This window comes from Kitasatospora sp. NEAU-CNBT7 (genome assembly GCF_057220535.1).
The window spans coordinates 1-20,361 of sequence record NZ_JBXQQB010000006.1 but is presented as its reverse complement, the minus strand read 5'-3'; the positions used below and the strand labels follow the sequence as shown (position 1 = coordinate 20,361).

19 protein-coding genes, 1 pseudogene and 1 riboswitch are annotated in these 20,361 nt (G+C 71.6%); of the genes and pseudogenes, 16 read left to right on the top strand and 4 right to left on the bottom strand.

All coding sequences use genetic code 11. The annotated features are described in order from the left end of the window. Positions 1-149: 149 nt before the first annotated feature. Complete coding sequence (locus tag AC2TEW_RS10105) at positions 150-749, bottom strand: TetR/AcrR family transcriptional regulator (RefSeq protein WP_033823774.1); 600 nt, start codon at positions 747-749, stop codon at positions 150-152. A 145-nt stretch (positions 750-894) separates the two neighbouring features. On the opposite strand from AC2TEW_RS10105, the gene AC2TEW_RS10100 reads away from it, so the two are divergent. The 9 genes from AC2TEW_RS10100 (at position 895) to AC2TEW_RS10060 (ending at position 8,933) form a co-directional block, all read left to right on the top strand. After that, on the top strand, positions 895-1,842 hold the full coding sequence (locus AC2TEW_RS10100; protein ID WP_484623036.1) for a DMT family transporter: 948 nt from the start codon (positions 895-897) through the stop codon (positions 1,840-1,842). A gap of 59 nt (positions 1,843-1,901) precedes the next feature. Next, the gene (locus AC2TEW_RS10095; protein ID WP_484623035.1) at positions 1,902-2,708 is read left to right on the top strand and encodes an MBL fold metallo-hydrolase; all 807 of its coding nucleotides are present in this window, start codon (positions 1,902-1,904) and stop codon (positions 2,706-2,708) included. 134 nt (positions 2,709-2,842) lie between these two features. Beyond that, on the top strand, positions 2,843-3,535 hold the full coding sequence (locus AC2TEW_RS10090; RefSeq protein WP_484623034.1) for a DsbA family oxidoreductase: 693 nt from the start codon (positions 2,843-2,845) through the stop codon (positions 3,533-3,535). Positions 3,536-3,791: 256 nt separating this feature from the next. Further along, a complete protein-coding gene (locus tag AC2TEW_RS10085) occupies positions 3,792-4,973 on the top strand; it encodes an aminotransferase class I/II-fold pyridoxal phosphate-dependent enzyme (protein ID WP_033823771.1) in 1,182 nt (393 codons plus the stop codon). Then, the gene (locus AC2TEW_RS10080; protein ID WP_484623033.1) at positions 4,960-5,469 is read left to right on the top strand and encodes a DUF6190 family protein; all 510 of its coding nucleotides are present in this window, start codon (positions 4,960-4,962) and stop codon (positions 5,467-5,469) included. The genes AC2TEW_RS10085 and AC2TEW_RS10080 overlap by 14 nt, the downstream gene beginning before the upstream one ends. Beyond that, positions 5,466-6,251: a dihydrodipicolinate synthase family protein gene (locus tag AC2TEW_RS10075; protein ID WP_484623032.1), complete on the top strand. Its 786-nt coding sequence runs from the start codon at positions 5,466-5,468 to the stop codon at positions 6,249-6,251. Before AC2TEW_RS10080 ends, AC2TEW_RS10075 begins: the two co-directional genes overlap by 4 nt. Then, positions 6,248-7,105, top strand: coding sequence for an iron-containing redox enzyme family protein (locus AC2TEW_RS10070; protein ID WP_484623031.1), 858 nt, complete (start codon positions 6,248-6,250; stop codon positions 7,103-7,105). The genes AC2TEW_RS10075 and AC2TEW_RS10070 overlap by 4 nt, the downstream gene beginning before the upstream one ends. Next, on the top strand, positions 7,102-7,404 hold the full coding sequence (locus AC2TEW_RS10065; RefSeq protein WP_051813851.1) for a Rieske (2Fe-2S) protein: 303 nt from the start codon (positions 7,102-7,104) through the stop codon (positions 7,402-7,404). The genes AC2TEW_RS10070 and AC2TEW_RS10065 overlap by 4 nt, the downstream gene beginning before the upstream one ends. Further along, a complete protein-coding gene (locus AC2TEW_RS10060; RefSeq protein WP_484623030.1) occupies positions 7,401-8,933 on the top strand; it encodes a purine-cytosine permease family protein in 1,533 nt (510 codons plus the stop codon). The genes AC2TEW_RS10065 and AC2TEW_RS10060 overlap by 4 nt, the downstream gene beginning before the upstream one ends. Here the strand turns inward: AC2TEW_RS10060 and AC2TEW_RS10055 are convergent. Beyond that, entirely contained in the window at positions 8,860-9,294 is a 435-nt protein-coding gene (locus AC2TEW_RS10055) for an SDR family NAD(P)-dependent oxidoreductase (protein ID WP_484623029.1), read from the bottom strand. The genes AC2TEW_RS10060 and AC2TEW_RS10055 overlap by 74 nt on opposite strands. 159 nt (positions 9,295-9,453) lie before the next feature. On the opposite strand from AC2TEW_RS10055, the gene AC2TEW_RS10050 reads away from it, so the two are divergent. The 7 genes from AC2TEW_RS10050 to AC2TEW_RS10020 all read left to right on the top strand — a co-directional run bounded on the left by AC2TEW_RS10050 (position 9,454) and on the right by AC2TEW_RS10020 (position 17,445). Next, positions 9,454-10,701 (top strand): cytochrome P450 family protein, encoded by a 1,248-nt coding sequence (locus AC2TEW_RS10050; protein WP_484623028.1) that lies wholly within the window; start codon positions 9,454-9,456, stop codon positions 10,699-10,701. Positions 10,702-10,919: 218 nt separating this feature from the next. Further along, positions 10,920-11,105: riboswitch (cyclic di-AMP (ydaO/yuaA leader) on the top strand. Between the two features lie 4 nt (positions 11,106-11,109). Then, entirely contained in the window at positions 11,110-11,748 is a 639-nt protein-coding gene (locus tag AC2TEW_RS10045; RefSeq protein WP_484623027.1) for a transglycosylase family protein, read from the top strand. Between the two features lie 197 nt (positions 11,749-11,945). Further along, positions 11,946-13,232, top strand: a complete 1,287-nt coding sequence (eno, locus tag AC2TEW_RS10040) for a phosphopyruvate hydratase (RefSeq protein WP_484623026.1) — start codon at positions 11,946-11,948, stop codon at positions 13,230-13,232. A 257-nt stretch (positions 13,233-13,489) separates the two neighbouring features. Then, positions 13,490-13,975 carry an FtsB family cell division protein gene (locus tag AC2TEW_RS10035; protein WP_484623025.1) on the top strand — a complete coding sequence of 162 codons (486 nt, stop codon included), beginning with the start codon at positions 13,490-13,492 and terminating at the stop codon, positions 13,973-13,975. Positions 13,976-14,044: 69 nt separating this feature from the next. Further along, the gene (locus AC2TEW_RS10030) at positions 14,045-14,680 is read left to right on the top strand and encodes a DUF501 domain-containing protein (protein WP_484623024.1); all 636 of its coding nucleotides are present in this window, start codon (positions 14,045-14,047) and stop codon (positions 14,678-14,680) included. Further along, positions 14,677-15,618, top strand: coding sequence for a Ppx/GppA phosphatase family protein (locus tag AC2TEW_RS10025; protein WP_484623023.1), 942 nt, complete (start codon positions 14,677-14,679; stop codon positions 15,616-15,618). The genes AC2TEW_RS10030 and AC2TEW_RS10025 overlap by 4 nt, the downstream gene beginning before the upstream one ends. Before the next feature lie 456 nt (positions 15,619-16,074). After that, on the top strand, positions 16,075-17,445 hold the full coding sequence (locus AC2TEW_RS10020) for an NAD(P)/FAD-dependent oxidoreductase (RefSeq protein ID WP_484623022.1): 1,371 nt from the start codon (positions 16,075-16,077) through the stop codon (positions 17,443-17,445). A gap of 187 nt (positions 17,446-17,632) precedes the next feature. Here the strand turns inward: AC2TEW_RS10020 and AC2TEW_RS10015 are convergent, their stop codons facing one another. Together AC2TEW_RS10015 and AC2TEW_RS10010 are read right to left on the bottom strand one after the other, a co-directional pair. Further along, positions 17,633-20,179 (bottom strand): ABC transporter permease, encoded by a 2,547-nt coding sequence (locus tag AC2TEW_RS10015; protein ID WP_484623021.1) that lies wholly within the window; start codon positions 20,177-20,179, stop codon positions 17,633-17,635. 63 nt (positions 20,180-20,242) lie between these two features. Further along, positions 20,243-20,361: pseudogene (locus AC2TEW_RS10010) on the bottom strand (ABC transporter ATP-binding protein); the annotation flags it as partial.

The window sequence follows — 20,361 nt, the reverse complement described above, 5'->3', positions numbered from 1 at the left end:
GGGACGGTAGGACGCCGGGGTGGACCCGGCGTCGCACGGGTGGGTCGGCGGCGCGTTGCCGTCGTCGAGCCGGGATGCCTTCCGCTTCGCGCAGTTCCTCGCGCCCCTGAGGGGCGCTCCGCGCTCCGGGTAGGAGGGCCGCCGGAGGCTCAGCGCATGAAGCGTCGCGCCATCCCCGCCACGCACGCGATGATCCGTTCGCTGCTGAGCCCCATCCGGTTGCGCTGGAAGTCGTAGAGCTCGGGCGCCAGCGGCGCGAGCAGCAGGTCGATGTGGGCGTCGGGGTCGGGGACGTCCGCGTCGACCAGCAGGGTGCGGATGTGGATCCGCCAGAAGCCGTACGCGCCGGAGGTGAAGCGGGCCGCCCCGGTCTCCGCGCCGAGCGCGAGCGGCAGGTGACGTTCCAGCAGGTCGATCGCGGCGACGTAGAACGCGGCGAGCCGCTCCCCGGGCGGCGCCCCGGGCCCCAAGGGGGGCGGGCCGCTGAGGAGTTGTTCCTGGAGCCGGTACTCGTGCTCGTCGAGCAGCGCGACCGCGACGGCGGCCGGGTCGGGGAAGCGCCGGTAGAGGGTGGCGCGGCCGACGCCGGCGGCCTTGGCGAGCTGGTCCATGGTGATGGTGGCCGGGTCTCTGGTGGCGAACAGCTCCTCGGCCGCGGCCAGGATCTGGGCACGGTTGCGCGCGGCATCGGCCCGTTCACGGGGCTTCGCCTGCGCCGGGGGAGTGGGGACCGGCAGGCCTGTTGTCATGGCCAGATCGCGTCGGTGCTGCCCGCTGTGCATGTTTTCGAGCTTACTACCAGGCGCAGAAGAAACTGAGCCGACTGTCCACTTAGCCCTTTCAGGTGTACTGTAAATGGACACACTGTCCGTTTAACTGGGAGAGGACGAGGTCATGCACAGCGCGCTGCTTGCCGTGGCCCTGCTGGTCGGCTGCTTGTTGGCCGTCCAGGCGTCGGTGAACCTCCAGCTGAACTCCGCGGTCGGGACGCCCTACGGCGCCTCCACCGTGCAGCTCAGCGTCGCCACCGGCATCTTGATCATCATCGCCGCCGTCTTCGGCACCCTGGGCGCGTTGGGCAAGCTCTCGGATGTCGACGGCTGGCACCTGCTGGGCGGCCTGGCCAGCCCGCTCTACATCACCAGCGGCATCCTGCTCTTCCCGCGCCTCGGCGCACTGGTGAGCGTCGGACTCTTCGTCACCGGGCAGATGTTCGCCTCGCTCGGGATCGACCTGCTCGGCCTGTTCGGCCTGGAGAAGAAGCCGCTCGGCGTGGGCATCGTGCTCGGTGCGCTCGCCGTCCTGGTCGGGATCGTGGTGATCGTCCGCGGCCAGTTGCGGGCGGCCGCCGGCGCCGCGCCGGGCGCCGCCCAGCTGAGCGGCGCGGCCCGGGTGGGCTGGCTGGCGCTGGGCATCGTGGCCGGCGGCGTCCTGCCGATCCAGGGCGCGATCAACGCCAAGCTGCGGGCCGACCTGAACGCGCCGATCACCGTCGCCGCGATCAGCTTCACGGTCGCCACCGTCACCATCGCCGTGGTGCTGATCGCGCTGCGCGCCACCAACCGCACGCCCGCGCCCAAGGTCGCGCCGCTGAAGAAGATGCCCTGGTGGGGCTGGTTGGGCGGGGCCTGCGCGGCCGCGTACGTGACCGGCACCTTCATGCTCATCCCCAGCATCGGCGCCGCCGTGACGGTCGCGCTCACCGTGACCGGCCAGCAGCTCACCTCCGCCGTGATCGACCACAACGGCCTGTTCCGGCTGCCGAAGCGGGCGCTGAACTCCACCCGTCTGATCGGCCTGGTCTGCCTGATCGGCGGCTCGCTGGCGATCCAGCTGTCCTGAACCGCCCGGTGTTGTCCTGACGGCCCGTCCCGTCGACGTCCAGCTCGGAGGTCCCATCCATGAGAGACAGTTACCGGGCCGGCCCCGGCATCCAGGTGATCCCGTCGGACCTGCCGATCCCGGGCCTCGGCCTGCAGGCGGTCAACGCGTTCCTGGTGCACGGAGCCGAGCCGTTCCTGGTCGACACCGGGATGCCGGTGGACCGGGAGGGTTTCCAGAAGGCGCTCTGGGAGCTGATCGACCCGGCCGACCTGCGCTGGCTGGTGGTCACCCACGACGACCGCGACCACACCGGCAGCCTGGCCGCCGTCCTGGAGGCGGCGCCGCAGGCCCGGCTGGTCACCAACCCGATATCGCTGACGCGGCTCGGCGAGGAATTCCACATTCCTGGTGACCGTGTGGTCACGGTTAATCCGGGGGGCACCTGGAAACTCCCGGACCGGACGATCAGCTTCCATCGTCCACCGACCTACGATTCGCCGGGGACCGTCGCGCTGTTCGATCATTCGGACGGCACCCTGTACAGCTCGGACAGTTTCGGAACGGTGGTGTCGGAGCCTGCCGAGCACCTCTCGGAAATACCGGAGGACGAGTTCTTCTCGGGATTCTCCATACTCAACCGGGCCATCGCGCCGTGGACGGCGCTGGCCGACGAGGAGAAGTTCCGGGCGGCGCTGAAGAAGATCGCCGGCCTGCGGCCGGCCAGGCTGCTCAGCGCCCACGGCCCGACGGTCGAGGGCCGGGTGGACGACCTGTTCGCCGCGATGTCCGAGATCCCCTCGCTCCCCGCCTGGCTCGCCGACGCGGACCTCGACCTCGACGCGGCGCTGGCCGCGCACGAGGCCGGGTCCCCGGCCCGGTCATGAGCCCCGGCCCGCACCGCCGTCCCGGCGCATCCCGGACGGACCAGCAGGCCGGCGCCGCCCCGGCGGCACCCGTACCCACCTCCGTTCCCGCACCCGCACGTGCACCATCCGCACCATCCGACAGGAGCCACCCCATGCCCGAAGCCGACCTGACCCCGCCGCCCGGCGTCATCACGGTCTTCTCCGACATCTGGTGTTCGTTCGCGCACATCGCCGTCCACCGCCTGCACACCGCCCGCACCCGGCTCGGCCTGGACGGCAAGGTCTGGTTCGACCACCGGGCCTTCCCGCTGGAGCTGCTGAACAACGCCCCGAGCCCGCGCCCGGGCACCGACAGCGAGGTGGCCCGCAACGCGAGCCTGGAGCCGGGCGCCGGCTGGCAGCTGTGGCAGGCGAAGGACTGGCTGTACCCCTCGACCACGCTGCCGGCGCTGGAGGCGGTCCAGGCCGCCAAGGCGCAGAGCTTCCGGGCCGCGGAGCAGCTGGACCTGGCGCTGCGCCGGGCGTTCTGGGCCGAGTCCCGCTGCATCAGCAACCGCAAGGTGATCCTGGAGGCCGCCCGCGAGGCCGAGGTGGTCGACGTGGCCCAGCTGGAGGCGGCGCTGAACGACGGCCGGGCCCGCGCCGAGCTGTCCGCGCAGGCGGCGCTCTCGGCGACGGACCAGGTCAACTGCAGTCCGCACCTGTTCCTGCCGGACGGCACCGACCACGCCAACCCCGGCATCAAGGTGCGCTGGGAGGGCGGTTACGGCATCGGCTGGCCGGTCATCGAGAGCGATGACCCGAAGGCCTTCGACGACCTGCTCCAGCGCGCCGCCGCGGTCTGATCCGAGCCCGCTCGGAACGCATTTTCATAGCCTGCCAGGAATAGGCATCCCGGGATCCTCGGGGTGCCTATTCGTGCTGCCCGAAGCGATCAATCACGAATCGATCTCGACGGCTGAATGTAAATTCAAAGTTATCGTTCTGTTACCCACAGCCCCGGTGGACCTCCTCTAGGGTGAAGCTCGAAGATTCGAGGCTCGCTCGAGTGATCGAATCTTCGCCATCCGCATTTCGATCAGCAGCAAGGGGGATATTGCTATGTCGAATACGAGCACCTCCGACGTCAGCTCCTTCGTGGACCTGACCCAGCACGAGATCGAAGCGCTGAAGACCAGGTTCAACCTGGCCGATGCGCACACCCACCAGCGCCAGTCGGCGAGCCAGGACAAGATCGTGGGCCGGCTGCCGGAGCTCTGGTACGAGTCGGAGCAGAACCAGCAGGCCTACTTCGAGGCGCAGTTCGTCGACGCCTTCTTCCGCCTGCACCGCCAGCCCACCGCCCGTGCGATGGGCCGGACCCTGCTCTCCTACTCGGCCAGCGTGGCGACCATGGTCGCGGCGATGTACCTGAAGCGCCGGGAGATGACGGTCTCGCTCATCGAGCCCTGCTTCGACAACCTCACCGACCTGCTGCGCAACATGCAGGTCCCGTTGAAGCCGCTCCCCGAGCAGACCCTGGCCGAGACGGCCGGCATCTACGACGGCCTGGTCGCCAATGTCGAGACCGATGCCATCTACCTGGTGGACCCGAACAACCCGACCGGCTTCACCCTGCTCGCGCAGGGCCTGGACGGCTTCCGCGAGGTCATCCGCTACTGCGTCGACCACGACAAGCTGCTGATGATCGACTTCTGCTTCGCCTCGTTCGCCCTGTGCGACCCGGAGATCGGGCGGGTGGACGTCTACCAGCTGCTGGAGGACTCGGGCGTCACCTACATGGTGATCGAGGACACCGGCAAGACCTGGCCGATCCAGGACGCCAAGTGCGCGATGATCACCGCCAGCCGCAACATCCACGAGGACGTCTACAACCTGCACACCAGCGTCCTGCTGAACGTCTCGCCGTTCGTCCTCAACATGGTGACCCAGTACATCGAGGACTCCATCGAGGACGGCTTCGAGTCGGTCCGCGAGATCATCACCCAGAACCGCCGGGCCGCCGAGTGGGCACTGGACGGCGCGGTGCTGGAGTACCAGACGCCGGTGGTCAACACCAGCGTCGCCTGGTTCCGGATCAAGCCCGAGCACCTCACCGCCTCGGCCCTGCAGGCCGAGCTGTACGACTCCGAGGTGTACGTGCTGCCCGGCACCTTCTTCTACTGGAACGAGCCCAGCCGCGGCGAGCGCTTCATCCGCCTGGCGCTGGCCCGGGAGCCCAAGGTGTTCGCCTCGGCGATGGAGCGGCTGCGTGAGGTGCTGAAGCGTCATGAGCAGAGCTGAGACCTTCATCGACGGCACCGCCTTCATGGCGATGCACAGCAGCGACGAGGCCGTCCGCCGGAGCTTCAAGGCGTTCTTCGCCGGCCGGCTCAGCGACCGGGTGGTGCTGAACCTGGAGCAGGTCGGCTGGTGCGACAACCTGGTCTGGCAGTACTCCCGGCAGGTCCAGGACGCCTACTACCCGTTCATGGACAACCTCCACACCGACATGCGGATCGACCGGATCGGCTACTCGGAGGAGGACCTCGCGGCCGCGGCGGCCGACCCCGCACTCACCGGCCTGCCGCTCACCAAGCGGCTGCTGGTCGGCCAGGTCGCCAACCGCGGGGGCACCCTGGTCACGGCCGATCCGGAGCTCCTCGCCCGGACCGGGCTGCCCGTCACCGCCCTGCCCCTGCCGGCCGTGGAGCCGGTCTTCCCCGGCCTGCTGGAGCCGCTCTACCAGGACTCGCTCGCCCTGCGGGTGGCGTCCTTCGGACCCCAGGAGACGTCATGACGTACACCGGAACCATCGCACCGCTGGTCACCCCGGTGGACGCGGAGGGCCGGGTCCACGAGGCGAGCGTGGCCCGGCTGATCGCCTCGATCCGGGCGGAGGTCACCGGGCTGATGCCGGCCCTGAGCTCCGGCGAGGGCTGGAAGCTGACCGAGACCCAGTGGCGTGACATGGTCGGCTACGCGGTCCGGTACGCGGACGGCCTGCCGGTGCTGGCCGGCATCCACCTGCCCGACACCGACGCGGTGATCGAGCGGGCGAAGGTCGCCCTCGCCCTCGGGGCCGCCACCGCGGTGGTGACCACCCCGTTCCGCTCGGACATCACCCAGGAGGAGATCTACCTCCACTACCGGCGGATCCGCGAGGCGGTGGACATCCCGCTCTTCCTCTACAACGAGGAGGCGGTCTCCGGGAACAAGATCGAGCTGGCCACCCTGCTGCGGATCTGCGAACTCCCGGGCATCGTCGGGATCAAGGAGTCCAGCGGCTCCGCCGAGTACACCCGGCAGGCGGCCGCCGCGCTCTCCATCCCGGTCTTCGAGGGCTGGGAGAACCTGCTCTCCGACGTCCCCGGCATCGCCGGCATGGTCGGCCCGCTGGCCAACCTGGACCCCGCGCTGTGCAACGCGGTCCTGGTCGACCCCGCGCCGGACGTGCAGAAGAAGGTCGACGAGGCCTGCGAGCGCTACGGCATCTTCCGCGACGACTGGTACCGCTACGTCAAGGAGGAGCTGCACCGCCGCGAGGTCATCGCCTTCCCGGACGTGGTGGCGGAGCGGTGACCGCCGCCCTGGAGACCGAGGCCGACGCCGGACTCCGGGACCAGCGCAGGCTGTTCCGGCTCAACCGCCGGCTGCCCAGCGCCGAGGAGTACGGCTGGATGCGGGCCGCCGAGGACGCCTGGATCGGCCGGCTGGCCGCCGAACACGTCGCCGCGGCGCCGGAGTTCGGGTCACTGGCGGACCTGGTCAAGGCGCTCGGCGAACTGCACGCGGCCGAGCAGGCGGACATCCCGGCCAGCCAGGACTACCTGGCGCTGTCCGCCACCCTGGAGGAGTTCAAGGCGGTGGTCGGGCAGTTCGCGGTCGACGGCCTGATCGAGTCCCAGCCGCTGCTGCCGGTGGTGCCCCGGCTGCCGTACCGCGCGGGGATGGCCGTCTTCCGGGTGCTGATCGACGAACTCGGCTGCGGCAACGAGGACCAGGCCCACTCCCAGCTGTACCGGGACCTGCTCACCGAGCTCGGGATGTCCCTGGACCTGGACGACTACATCGACGGGACCGGAGCCGCCGGCCTCGCCTACGTCAACCTCTTCCACTGGCTGGCCGCACGGGCCGAGTCGCCGGAGTACTTCCTCGGCGCCTACGCCTACTTCGAGGCCAGCGTGCTGTACGGCTTCCAGGGCTTCGCCCAGGCGGCCAAGCGGCTCGGCATCGAGCACCACCAGTACTTCACCGAGCACCTGTACATCGACCAGTACCACAGCCGCCAGATGCGCGGCGCGATCAAGGCCTACGACGAGGAGGCCGGTGCCGACCTCGCCAAGGTCTGGGCCGGCGTCACGCTCACCAGCGCGATCGTCGCCGAGGCCAACGAGGCCGCGATCACGCTGGCCCGGGCGGGGGCGGTGCGATGAGCACCGACACCCCCACCCGGATCCGGCAGGTCACCGAGGAACTGGTCCTGGTGGAGCTGTCCGGCCGCCGGGTCCTGGTCCAGGCCTCCTGCCCGCACCGCAAGGGCCGGCTGCTGTTCGGCTACGTGGACGAGCGCAACCTGCGCATCCGCTGCCCGCTGCACAGCTCGACCTTCGACCTCGACTCGGGCCGGCGCACCGCCGGACCGGCCTGCGACCCGCTCAGGGTGGTCGCGGTGGTCGCGGACGGCTCGGACGGCACCGACGAGGCCGCCGCGCTGGCCGGCGGGGCGAGGTGACGGCGGACCGCCGTGAACTGTCCGACCTGGGGGCCGCCACCCGCGGCCCCCAGGTCGAGCAGCACGGCATCGACGCCATACCCGAGTCCGAACGGACCTCCGGGCCCGGCGAGTTCGGCTGGATCTGGTCCTCCGCCCAGTTCTGCTTCGGCACCGTCGTGCTCGGCGCGCTGCCGGTCAGCTACGGCCTGGGCTGGTGGGCCGCCTGCACCGCGATCCTGGCCGGGGTCGCGGTCGGCACCCTGATGGTGCTCCCGCTGGTCCGGTTCGGCCTGCGGACCGGCCTCAACGACCCGATGGCCAGCGGCGCGCACTTCGGCGTCCGCGGCCGGGCGCTGGGCAACGTGATCACCATCGCGGTGGCGATCGGCTTCTTCGCCATCTCGGTCTGGACCGGCGGCACCGCCGTCATGGTCGCCGCCCACGAACTGCTCGGCACCCCGGTCGGGCGCGGCCCGCTGGCGCTGGCGATGCCCGCGGCCGCGGTGGCGGTGGTCCTGGTCGCCGCCCTCGGGCACAACGCCCTGGTCCGCACCTACAAGGCCACCGCGGTGCTCGGCGGCCTGATGCTGCTGTTCCTGGTCGTCGTGCTGGCACCCGGGTTCGACCCGGGCTACGGCGGCGGCGACCTGATCCTCGGCAGCCAGGACACCACCTGGCTGCTGGCGGCCACCTCCTCGGCGGCCGCACCGCTCTCGTACGCCACCTTCCAGGGCGACTACAGCCGCTACATGTCCGGGCGCCGCGGCGACCGGCCGGTGCTGTGGTGGGCCGGCGGCAGCATGTTCCTCACCTGCGTCGCCGCCCTGCTGGTCGGCGCGTACGTGACGACCTTCTTCCCCACCGACCCGCTCTGGCTGCAGGGCCTGACCGACGCCGTACCGGGCTGGAGCGTCCCGGTGATCGTGGTGTTCGGCCTGGTCGGCACCCTCCCGCAGGGCGGCCTGTGCCTGTACGCGGCCGGGCTGTCCGTCAACTCGCTGTTCTGGCGGACCTCACGGGCCGCCGCCACGCTCGCCGTGGCGGTGCCCTCGATCCTGGCCCTGTACCTCGGTGCGGTGGTGTACGACGCGATGGACTCGATGTCCGCGTTCGTCTCGCTGCTGCTCACCGCGGTGGCACCGTGGGCGGCCGTGCTGACGGCCGGCTACCTGCTGCGCCGGGGCCGCTACCGGCCGGCCGAGCTCGCCCCGGCCGACGCGCCGGCGGGCCGCTACTGGTACACCCGGGGGCTCAACCCCCGGGCGGCGGCGGCCTTCCTCACCGGCGCGGTGCTCGGTGTGCTCTGGGTCAACAACCCGCTGTACGTCGGCCCGCTGGCCGACCTGACCGCGGGCGTCGACCTCAGCCTGCCGGTCTCCTTCGGCGCCGCGGCACTGCTGTACGTGCTGCTGGTCCGGCTGTGGCCGGAGCCGGGCGAGAACCCGGCCGGGCAGCCCGAACGGTACCTGCCGCTCAGCGCCCCGGCGCTGCCACGGCAGTCCCGGTCGGAGCCGGCGCCCGACGCTGGGCCGGCACGACCTCGCTGATCGCCTCGCCGACCAGCGCGAGCAGCTCGGCCAGCGGGTCGAGGTGGTCGGGCAGGTCGGCGAGCGCCACGATCCGCTCGCCGTCCGGTCCGGCCACCGCGAACAGGTCGATCGGACCCAGGTGCTTGCGGGCGGTCTCCACCAGCGCGGCGACGTCGCTGGGCTGGTGGACGTCCGCACTCACCCCGACCACCGGGCAGCCCGGCCGGTCCAGCTCGGCGGCGAGGTCCTCGGCGACACCGGGGTGGAGATCCGCGATCAGCAGCCCGGCCGAACCCGCGGCGGCGAACCGGCGGGCGAGACCCGCCCCCGAACCTCCGCCGAGCACCGCGATGACCACCACTGCCCCGGCTACTCGCATGGCCTGCTCCTCCTTGAGCGAAACCGCCGCGGGCCGCACCGCACCGCGGCCCACACATGGCTGTCGGAGGATCGTAGACACGCGGCGACCCTCCGCAACAGGGATTACCCGCCAGGTGACCAGACTCACGCCCGCGCAGGCAAAGGTTACGGTCGTGCCATGCCGGAACCAGTCGAGTCCACCCAGCCGGAGCTCTTCACGTGGGAGTTCGCCGCCGACCCCTACCCCGCGTACGCCTGGCTGCGCGAGCACGCCCCCGTGCACCGCACCACCCTCCCCAGCGGCGTGGACGCCTGGCTGGTCACGCGCTACGCGGACGCCCGGCAGGCGCTCGCGGACAGCCGGCTCTCCAAGAACCCGGCGCACCACAGCGGGCAGGCGCACCGCAGCGGCCGGGTCGGCATCCCGGGCGAGCGCCAGGCCGACCTGATGACCCACCTGCTGAACATCGACCCGCCGGACCACACCCGGCTGCGCCGCCTGGTCTCCAAGGCCTTCACCCCGCGCCGGGTCGCCGAGTTCGAGCCCCGGGTGCAGCACCTCACCGACCGGCTGATCGACGACTTCGCGGCCCGCGGCTCGGCCGACCTGATCCACGAGTTCGCCTTCCCGCTCCCCATCTACGCCATCTGCGACCTGCTCGGCGTCCCGCCCGAGGACCAGGACGACTTCCGGGACTGGGCCGGGATGATGATCCGGCACGGCCGCGGCCCGCGCGGCGGAGTGGCCCGGGCGGTCAAGAAGATGCGCTCGTACCTGCTGGAACTGATCCACCGCAAGCGCGCCGACCTCGGCGACGACCTGATCTCCGGGCTGATCAGGGCCAGTGACCACGGCGAGCACCTGACCGAGAACGAGGCCGCGGCGATGGCCTTCATCCTGCTCTTCGCCGGCTTCGAGACCACCGCCAACCTGATCGGCAACGGCCTGTACGCGCTGCTGCGCAACCCCGCCCAGCGCACCCTGCTGCAGGACTCGGTGGCGCGCGGCGAGCGGGAGCTGCTGGCCACCGGGGTGGAGGAACTGCTCCGCTACGACGGACCGGTGGAGCTGGCCACCTGGCGGTTCGCGACCCGGCCGCTGGCCATCGGCGGGGTGGACATCCCGGTCGGCGACCCGGTGCTGGTGGTGCTGGCCGCCGCCGACCGGGACCCGGCCCGCTTCGCCGCCGAGAACACCCTGGACCTGGCCCGCAAGGACAACCCCCACCTGGGCTTCGGCCACGGCATCCACTACTGCATCGGGGCGCCGCTGGCCCGGCTGGAAGGACAGCTGGCCATCGCCACCCTGCTGACCAGGCTCCCCGACCTCACCCTGGCGGCCGAACCGGAGAGCCTGCGCTGGCGCGGCGGACTCATCATGCGGGGGCTGCGCGAGCTGCCGGTGACGTTCTCGGCGCACCCCTGACGGTGTGTCGGTCCGCGTGTCGGGCGGTGATTTTCCCGCGATCCGAATGACCATCAACTCGGACATATAGGGACGGTTGGTGGACGATCTTTGACGGTTCATAATTTCTCCGTGATGGTGGCGATATGAGCTTGTGATTGGCACATACGTCTGCCTAACCTCCGGGAAGCTCGCAGTCGCGGGCCCCGGACGCGGAACGCCGAATCCTGTCCCCGCGCTCCGGGAAGCCGACCAGACCCAGGACAGGGGCGGGGGACCCAGGTTTGCGCCGTCGCTCCCCGACGGCTAGGGGTGAAGCCGCCGACGCGGGCAGGAGCACTCGCTCCCGCCCCGCCGAGACGGCCGGGCCACCACCTCCCGGTCCGAACCCGACAGCTCACCTCGCAGGCGTGCGGAGAGGGAATCCCCATGCTCTTCACCGGTACGGGCCGTCACCGTCGTTGGAACCGGGCCGAGAAGGCCATCGCCGCAGCAGGCGTGGCCGGGGCCGGCCTGGCACTGCCGCTGCTCGCCGCCCATGGCGCGACCGCCGCCCCCGTCTCCACCTGGGAGAAGGTCGCCCAGTGCGAGAGCGGCGGCAACTGGAGCATCAACACCGGCAACGGCTTCTACGGCGGACTGCAGTTCACCTCCGACACCTGGCGCTCGTTCGGCGGCGCGAAGTACGCCGCCCAGGCCCACCAGGCCACCAAGAGCCAGCAGATCGCCGTCGCCGAACGGGTGCTGGCCGCCCAGGGCCCCGGCGCCTGGCCGGTCTGCTCCCGCCGGGCCGGACTGGCCAAGGGCGGCCCGCACCAGCAGGCGGACGCCGACCCCTCGTCCCGCAGCGCCGCCGCCCCGCCGGTCGAGCGCGCCTTCGAGCCGGCCGCCGAGACCTCCGACGGCCAGGGCGGCGAGTACACCGTCGGCCCCGGTGACACCCTGTCCGCCATCGCCGAGGCCCAGCGGCTGGCAGGCGGCTGGGAGCAGCTGTACCACGCCAACCGGGCCGTGATCGGCGCCGACCCGGACCTGATCGAGCCCGGCCAGGTCCTGCGACTGGGCTGATCCGGGCCCGGCGCGGCCAGGCCGTCCCGGCGACGGATCGGCAGGTACGGCCTGGTTTGCGGGCATTCAGGTGAACTACCGGCGAGTAGCCGGGCCACACGGTGAGACGGTGCGGAGGTCTGCGCGGCCCCGGCTCCGGGTGCGGTTAGGCTCTGGTCGTAACGACAACACATCCCGCTTCCGCAAGGAGATGCCTCGTGCCGTCCATTGATGTCGTCGTAGCCCGTGAGATTCTCGACTCGCGCGGCAACCCCACGGTCGAGGTCGAGGTCGGGCTCGACGACGGGAGCACGGGCCGCGCCGCCGTTCCGTCCGGCGCCTCCACCGGTGCCTTCGAGGCGCTGGAGCTGCGGGACGGCGACAAGAACCGCTACTTCGGCAAGGGCGTCGAGAAGGCCGTCCTGGCCGTCATCGAGCAGATCGGCCCGGAGCTGGTCGGCTACGACGCCACCGAGCAGCGCCTGATCGACCAGGCCATGCTCGACCTGGACGCCACCCCGGACAAGTCCTCGCTCGGCGCCAACGCGATCCTCGGCGTCTCCCTCGCCGTGGCGCACGCCGCCTCCGAGGCCTCCGACCTGCCGCTGTTCCGCTACCTCGGCGGTCCGAACGCGCACGTGCTGCCCGTTCCGATGATGAACATCCTCAACGGCGGGTCGCACGCGGACTCCAACGTCGACATCCAGGAGTTCATGATCGCCCCGATCGGCGCGGAGTCCTTCTCCGAGGCCGTCCGCTGGGGCGTCGAGGTCTACCACACCCTCAAGGGCGTGCTGAAGGAGCGCGGCCTGTCCACCGGCCTCGGCGACGAGGGCGGCTTCGCGCCGAACCTGGACTCCAACCGCGAGGCGCTCGACCTCATCGTCGAGGCCATCAAGAAGGCCGGCTACACCCCGGGCAAGGACGTCGCGCTCGCCCTGGACGTCGCCTCCTCCGAGTTCCACAACGACGGCGCGTACACCTTCGAGGGCAAGGCGATCTCCTCCGCCGAGCTCATCGACTACTACGCCGAGCTGGTCGCCGCGTACCCGCTGGTCTCCATCGAGGACCCGCTGGACGAGTCGGACTGGGACGGCTGGAAGGCCATGACCGAGAAGCTGGGCGACAAGGTCCAGCTGGTCGGTGACGACCTGTTCGTCACCAACCCGGAGCGCCTGCGCCGCGGCATCGAGACCGGCACCGCCAACGCGCTGCTGGTGAAGGTCAACCAGATCGGCTCGCTCACCGAGACCCTGGACGCCGTCGAGCTGGCCCAGCGCAACGGCTACCGCTGCATGATGTCGCACCGCTCCGGCGAGACCGAGGACGTCACCATCGCCGACCTCGCCGTCGCCACCAACTGCGGCCAGATCAAGACCGGCGCCCCGGCCCGCTCCGAGCGCGTCGCCAAGTACAACCAGCTGCTGCGCATCGAGGAGATCCTCGACGACGCCGCCGAGTACGCGGGCCGCGGCGCGTTCCCCCGCTTCCGCTCTGCGGAGTAATCAGCACAGCCGCTCCGCGGAGTAGCAAGCACAGCCGCTCCGCGGAGTAGCAGGCTCAGCCGCTCCGCGGAGTAGCAAGCACAGCCGCTCCGCGGAGTAGCAGGCTCAGCCGCTCCGCGGAGTGCTGGGTCACGCGTGACGAGCACAGCCGCCGTGAACACGGTCGCCCGCTGTACCGGTGCCCCGGTCCTCACCCCGTAGGGTGGAGGCCGGGGCACCGGCGCGCAGGCCCCGCACACCACGGGGAGGGGTACCAGATGGCCAGGTGGAGGATCCCGGGGCTCCCGGCGCGGCCGCGGTTCACCAGCCGGGCCACGATCCTGGTGCTCGTCCTGTGCTCGCTGGTGGCGATACTCGCCTACCCGGCCCGCCAGTTCATCGCGCAGCGGTCCGAGCTCGCGGAGCAGCGGGCCCGGGCCGAACAGGTCAGACAGCAGGTCGAGCAGCTCACCCGGGACCGGGCCCGCTGGCAGGACCCCGAGTACGTGAAGGCCCAGGCCCGGGAGCGGCTGCACTACGCGGTGCCCGGCGAGACGCCGTTCGTGTCGGTGGACCCGTCGCCCTCGGCGGCGGTCAAGTCCGCGCAGGCCGGTGCGGCGCCCGCCGCCCAGGCGAAGGCCCTCAAGCCGTGGTACGCCGGATTCTGGGAGTCGGTCGACCTGGCCGACGCGGCCTCACCCCGGACCGGAGCCGAAGCCGCACCCGGACCGGGAGCCGCACCCGGGCCGGCCCCCGGCCGCTGACCCGGCCACCGGCCCGGAGCACCGAAGCACACCCCCCGAACCCCCGCCCCTCACGAAGACAGACCGCTGATGACCACTGAGCACACCCCCGTTGCCGATTCCGACGTCGCCGCCATCGCCGCCCAGCTCGGCCGCGTGCCGCGCGGCCTGCGCGGGGTAGCCCACCGCTGCCCCTGCGGCAACCCGGACGTCGTGGAGACGGCGCCGCGGCTGCCGGACGGTACGCCGTTCCCCACGCTGTACTACCTGACCTGCCCCAAGGCCGCCTCGCTGATCGGCACCCTGGAGGCCGACGGGGTGATGAAGGAGCAGAGCGCCCGGCTGGCCGAGGACCCGGAGCTGGCCGCCGCCTACCAGAAGGCGCACGAGGACTACATCGCCCGCCGGGACGCGATCGAGGTGCTGGAGGGCTTCCCGAGCGCGGGCGGCATGCCGGACCGGGTGAAGTGCCTGCACGTGCTGGTCGGCCACGCGCTGGCGGCGGGTCCGGGCGTCAACCCGCTGGGCGACGAGGCGATCGGGATGCTGGAGGACTGGTGGGCCAAGGGCCCGTGCGTCTCCCCGGCCGAGGTCGAGGCCAGCGCCGCCCGGGTCGCCGAGCAGCGGGCCGCCGCCGAGGACCACGCGGCCGTGATCGCCGCCAAGGAGCAGAAGACCGCCGAGCGGGCCGCCAAGCGGGCGCAGGCGGAGGAAGAGGGCCAGTGACCGTCACCAGGGTCGCCGCGATCGACTGCGGCACCAACTCCATCCGGCTGCTGATCGCCGACCTCGACCCGGCCACCGGGGAGATCACCGACCTGGACCGCCGGATGGTGATCAACCGGCTCGGCCAGGACGTCGACCGCACCGGCCGGCTGGCGCCCGAGGCGCTGGAGCGGACCTTCGCGGCCTGCCGCGAGTACGCCGGCCTGATCGCGGCGCACGGTGTCGGCCCCGAGCGGATCCGGCTGACCGCCACCAGCGCCTCCCGGGACGCCGCGAACGCCGGGGACTTCACCGCGGGGGTCAAGGAGATCCTCGGCGTCGAACCCGAGGTGATCACCGGCGAGGAGGAGGCCCACCTGTCCTTCCTCGGTGCCACCAAGGAGCTCACCGGCACCGACCTGCCCACCCCCTACCTGGTGTTCGACCTGGGCGGCGGCTCCACCGAGTTCGTGCTCGGCGCCGCGGAGGTCCAGGCGGCCCGTTCGGTGAACATCGGCTGCGTGCGGATGACCGAGCGGCACTTCGGCGGGAGCGAGATCCCGACCCCGGACCAGATCGACCGGGCCCGGGTCGACATCAGGGCCGCGCTGGACCTGGCCGCCGAGACGGTCCCGCTGGACGCCGCCGCGACCCTGGTCGGGGTGGCCGGCACCGTCACCACGGTGGCCGGGATCGTGCTGGGCCTGCCCGCCTACGACTCGGAGCGGATCCACCACAGCCGGCTGGGCCTGGAGCAGGTCCGGGAGGTCTCGGCCCGGCTGCTCGGCGCCACCCACGCCGAGCGCGCGGCGATCCCGGTGATGCACCCGGGCCGGGTCGACGTGATCGCGGCCGGTGCGCTGGTGCTGCTGGAGGTCATGGAGCGGACCGGCGCCGCCGAGCTGGTGGTCAGCGAGCACGACATCCTGGACGGCATCGCCTGGAGCATCGCTCCCTGAGCACCGCCCTCCGCGTACGGCCTCCTGACCTGCCGTACCCCTTACCCGACCGGCCCCGGAACGGCCTCGACCGTCCCGGGGCCGGGTCGTGGGCGGCGCGTCGCGAGAAAGTTCGTGAATTTCTTCACATGGCGATCCGCCCTTTCGATGCACCCGCCCGTCCGCTCTGTCCGATATGCGGGACCGAAGGCCGTCCGGCCGGATCTCCCCGTGGATCCCAGGCGAGGCCTCGGGATCGCCGATGGAATCGAAATGAAGCCCGGGAACCTCGGGCGTACCGGGATCGTTGCTGCTCAGCGGGGCACTCTCGGCCCGGGCCCGGGCGGGGTGCCGCCGGGGCCGACGGGCGCCCGGTCCGACCCCCGGATTGTGGCCGCGCAGTGTAGCAGAGGGTGTCCAGAGGGTTGTGACGGGCCTCACGAAGGGCGCTCGGGGCGGGGGTGGATACTTTCGGATATGAGCACCACGGAGCGTCCTCGCATCCTCATTGTCGGCGGTGGTTACGTCGGCCTGTATGCCGCGATGCGCATCCTCAAGAAGATGCGTTACGGCGAAGCGACCGTCACGGTCGTCGACCCGCGGCCGTACATGACGTACCTGCCCTTCCTTCCCGAGGCGGCCGGCGGCAACGTCGCGCCTCGCAACCTCGTCGCCCCGCTGCGCAGCGCCCTGAAGAAGGCGGAGGTGCTCACCGGTGCGGTCACCGGTGTGGACCACGCCCGCAAGGTCGCCACCATCCAGCCCGCGGCCGGCGACTCCTACGAGCTGCCCTTCGAGTACCTGGTCGTCGCGACCGGCTCGGTCTCGCGCACCTTCCCGATCCCCGGGCTCGCCGAGCACGGCATCGGCATGAAGACGGTCGAGGAGGCGATCAGCCTCCGCAACCACGTCATGGCGCAGCTGGACAAGGCCGAGTCCACCACGGACGAGGCGGTCCGCCGCAAGGCCCTGACCTTCGTGGTGATCGGCGGTGGCTTCGCCGGCGTCGAGACCATCGCCGAGGTCGAGGACATGGCGCGCGACGCGGCGAAGATCTACAAGACCGTCAGCCGCGAGGACATGCGTTTCATCCTCGTCGAGGCGGCCAACCGGATCCTCCCCGAGATGGGCCCGGACCTCGGTCTGTGGACCAAGGAGAAGCTCGAAGAGCGCAACATCGAGATCTACATCGAGACCTCGATGGACTCCTGCGTCGACCAGCACGTGGTGCTGAAGAACGGCGTCGAGGCGGACGCCTCCACCATCGTGTGGACGGCCGGCGTGAAGCCGAACCCGGTGCTGGCCAACTTCGGCCTGCCGCTGGGCCCGCGCGGCCACGTCGACACCGCCCCGACCCTCCAGGTCAAGGGCTTCGACTACGTCTGGTCGGCCGGCGACAACGCCCAGGTGCCGGACCTCGCCGTCGGCGAGGGCGCCTGGTGCCCGCCGAACGCCCAGCACGCCGTCCGGCAGGCCATCGTGCTCGGTGACAACGTCATCTCGGGCATGCGCGGCTTCCCGCAGGCCGAGTACAAGCACAAGAACCTCGGTGCGGTCGCCGGTCTCGGCCTGCACAAGGGCGTGGCGATCCTCTTCGGCAAGTACAAGCTGAAGGGCCGTCCGGCCTGGTGGTTCCACCGCCTGTACCACGGCAGCCGGGTGCCGACCATGAACCGCAAGATCCGGGTCTTCACCGACTGGACGCTGGCGATGTTCCTCAAGCGGGAGACCGTCGGCCTGGCCGAGATGGAGAAGCCGTTCGTGGCGTTCCAGGAGGCCACCGCGCCGGCCCCCAAGGTCGTGGCCCAGGCCGCCCCGGCCGAGAAGGAGCTCGCGGCCAGCAAGTAAGCGACCAGATCCGGGCGCTGGATGCCCGGGTACGAGTCGGAGGCTCTCCGCCCGGCAGTGTCGCCGGACCACGACCTCCGTGGTGCTCAGCCGGCAGTGCGACCGGGCGGAGTACAGAAGTACAGCAGTCAGCAGCGTGAAAGGCCCCTGCCGAACCCTCCGGCAGGGGCCTTCTGCTGTGCGTCGGTCAGTCGGTCTTGATGCTGGCGAGGATGTCCAGCTTCGCCGCCCGGCGGGCCGGCCAGATCGCGGCCACCATGCCGACCAGCCCGGCCAGTGCCAGGAACAGCAGCAGCGTGCCGTACGGGACCACCGTGACCAGCCCGGGCAGGTCGACGGCCAGGGTGCGGTTGGTGGCCCAGGCCAGGAAGCAGCCGAGCAGCACCCCGATCACCGCACCGAACAGCGAGATCACCATCGACTCCAGCCGGACCATCCGCTTGATCCCGCGCCGGTCCAGCCCGATCGCCCGCAGCATGCCGATCTCCCGCTTGCGCTCGAACACCGACATCGCCAGGGTGTTGACCACGCCCAGCACCGCGACCAGCACCGACATCGCCAGCAGGCCGTACATCATGTTCAGCGCGAAGGTGATGATCCGGCTGAACTCGTCCTGCATGTCCTGCTTGCTGCGGACCTCGATCACCGGGTTGCTGCCGGTGGCGTCCTTGACCGACTGCCGCAGCGCGGCGGTCGGACCGTCCGCGCCCTTGACCAGGATCTCCCGGATGTACGGCTGCCCGGAGTGCTCGGCGACCGCGGTGCCGGCCACCACCACCGGCGCCAGCACCTCGCTGGGGCGGAACACCCCGCCGACCGTCACGGTGCCGCTCGCGCCGTCCCCGTAGCCGACCGCGAGGGTCGAGCCGACCGTCGCGCCGGTGCTCGCGGCCACCTTGCTGTCGATCAGGATCCGGCCCTGCGCCAGGGCGTCCGCCGAGCCGCTCACCAGCTCCGGCGCGACCAGCTTGCCGAAGGTGGCGGGGTCGAGGCCGTTGACCGGTCGGTCCTCGCCGCCGACGGACCAGAAGGCGTCGGTGACCGGGCTGACGGCCGTCACCCCGGGGGCCGCGGCGACCGCCGCCACGGTCTCGGGGGAGAGGTTGCCGCCGGCCGCCATGGCCACGCTGAAGTCGGCCTTCATGGTGCCGGTGACGGTCCTGGCGACCGCGTCGGTCACCGAGGCGCCGAGCACGGTCATGGTGCTGACCAGGGTGAGGCCGATGGTGAGGGCCGCGGCGGTGGCGGCGGTACGGCGCGGGTTGCGGACCGCGTTGCGCCGGGCCAGCCGGCCGGGGGTGCCGGCCAGCCGGGCCAGCAGCGGACCGGCCGCCGCGATCACCGGGCGGGACAGCAGCGGCAGCAGGACGAAGACGCCGATCAGCGTCACCGGCGCGCCGGCCTCGATCATGGCGCGGCCCGAGGACCCGGACGCGTTCGCACCGGCCAGGATCAGGGCCAGGCCGCCCGCGGTCACCAGCGAGCCGATCGTGTTGCGGACGATCAGGCCCTTCTGGGTGGTGGGCAGCTCACCGCTGCTCATCGCGGCGACCGGCGGGATCCGCGAGGCCCGGATCGCGGGCAGCACCGCGGAGACCACGGTGACCAGCACCCCGACCGTCAGGGCGGTCACCACCGTGGCCGGCGCGATCACCAGCGGACCGGTGGGCATGCCCGGGCTGAACGAGGAGATCAGCGCCTGCATCCCGGCGCCGATGCCGATGCCCGCCAGCAGGCCGGCCGCCGAGGCGGCGGCGCCGATCAGCAGCGCCTCGGCCAGGACCGAGCCGGTGACCTGGCCGCGGGCGGCGCCGACCGCGCGCAGCAGCGCCAGCTCCTTGACCCGCTGGGCGATCAGCATGCTGAAGGTGTTGGCGATGATGAAGATTCCGACGAAGAGCGAGATGGCGGCGAAGACCAGCAGCATGCTCTTCATCGCGGAGGTCGACTCGGCGATCGTCTCGGTCTGGCGGTCGGTCAGCTCCCGCCCGGTCTCCACCGCGTACCCGCCCTCCTGGGGCAGCTTCGCCCGGACGGCGGCGGCCAGCACGGACTCCGCGGTGCCGGTGCGCGCGGTCAGCACCACGCTGCTGTAGCGGCCGGGCATCGCCAGCAGTTGCCGGGCGGTGGCGGTGTCCATCAGGGTCAGCGTGCCGCCGGAGGTGACCGTCGGGTCGTCGGTGGTGAAGATCCCGGTCAGGGTGGCGGTGGAGGCCGGGCCGTTGCCGGCGATCCGGACCCGGTCGCCCACCTTGAAGCCGGCCCCCTCGGCCGTGCCCCGGTCCAGCGCGATCTCCCCGGCCGCCTTCGGTCCGCGGCCCTCGGCCATCGGGTAGCGGGAGTCCTGACCCGAGGGGCCGGGCACGAAGTTGGCGCCCTGGGCCGACCATGCCTGACCGATCAGGTCGCCCTTGCGGTCCGCGACCCCGGTGAACCCGGACACCACGCCGCGGGCCTGCCCGACGCCCGGCAGGGCGCCGAGCTCCTGCACCGTCGCGTCGGTGAGCGGCGCCGCGGCACGCTCACCGCGGACCGGGCCGCCCGTGGTCCGGTCGGTCACCAGCACCGACACGTCGGAGTAGCTCTTGGCGTAGCTGTTCTTCATGGCCTGCCCGAGCGTGTCGGAGAAGACCATGGTGCCGGCGACGAAGGCGGTGCCGAGCATGATGGCGAGGGCGGTCATCAGCAGTCGGCCCTTGTGGGCCAGCACGTTGCGCAGTGCGGTGCGGTACATGGTGGTTGCCGTGTCCTGGGGTCGGTGGATGGGGATGGACGGGTGCCGGTGGTCAGCCGGGGGTCAGCTGGTGCGGCCCTTGGCGTCGAAGCGGCGCATCCGGTCCAGGACGGTGTCGGCGGTGGGGTGGTGGAGTTCGTCGACGGTGCGGCCGTCGGCGAGGAAGACGACGCGGTCGGCGT